This is a genomic window from Streptomyces sp. UNOC14_S4 (assembly GCF_020740835.1).
In the GTDB taxonomy this organism is placed as follows: domain Bacteria; phylum Actinomycetota; class Actinomycetes; order Streptomycetales; family Streptomycetaceae; genus Streptomyces.
The window spans coordinates 1-573 of the sequence record NZ_JAINFC010001056.1 but is presented as its reverse complement, the minus strand read 5'-3'; the positions used below and the strand labels follow the sequence as shown (position 1 = coordinate 573).

Here is a 573-nt window from a genome sequence, read left to right as displayed (position 1 = left end):
GGCGTGGGCGCCGGTACTCTCGCCCGGCCCGTGCCGCGGGCTCCTGCCGCGGCATCGAAACGCGCAGGTCAAGACCGCTTACGAAGCGTAAGGACAGAAGCAGAGATGATGCACCGGATCGCACGCACCCTCGTCGGCGCCCTGGTCGTCGCCATGGCCGTCATGGGCCTGACGGCCACGGCGGCGACGCATCAGGCGTCCGCGGCCACGGGGATACGTCCCGCGGCTGCGGATGTGGCCGCAGCCGCGGCGCCGGGCGGCGCATCGGCCGGGGGTTCGGTCCGTACGACGGCGGGGGCGGCGTCCTCCGCGTCGGCGTCCCACGTGGAGCTCGCCTCCAAGCACGAGAAGCACGAGAAGAAGAAAAAGAAGGGCTTCTTCGCGAAGCTGGGCAAGTTCCTGCTGGTGGTGGGGATTCTGATCATTCTCTTCTTCGTGCTGCTCATCGTCGGCATCATCTATGCCGCGAAGCGGATCTTCCGCCGCCGCAACCACTGACCCCACCGAGAGGGTTTCTGGTAACTGGGGGCTCCGCCCCCAGTTACCAGAAACCCTCTCGGTGGGGTCAGTGGT

The 573-nt window shown here is 67.7% G+C and carries 1 protein-coding gene; it reads left to right on the top strand.

Annotation, left to right across the window (positions count from 1 at the left end; translation table 11 throughout):
* Positions 1 to 105 precede the first annotated feature (105 nt).
* Positions 106 to 498, top strand: coding sequence for a hypothetical protein (locus K6I34_RS37865; protein WP_229332526.1), 393 nt, complete (start codon positions 106 to 108; stop codon positions 496 to 498).
* Positions 499 to 573: the final 75 nt, after the last annotated feature.

What these genes read in the sequence shown, in the direction of transcription:
- K6I34_RS37865 (WP_229332526.1), top strand. Translation starts at nt 106, where the DNA reads ATGATGCACCGGATCGCACGCACCCTCGTCGGCGCCCTGGTCGTCGCC.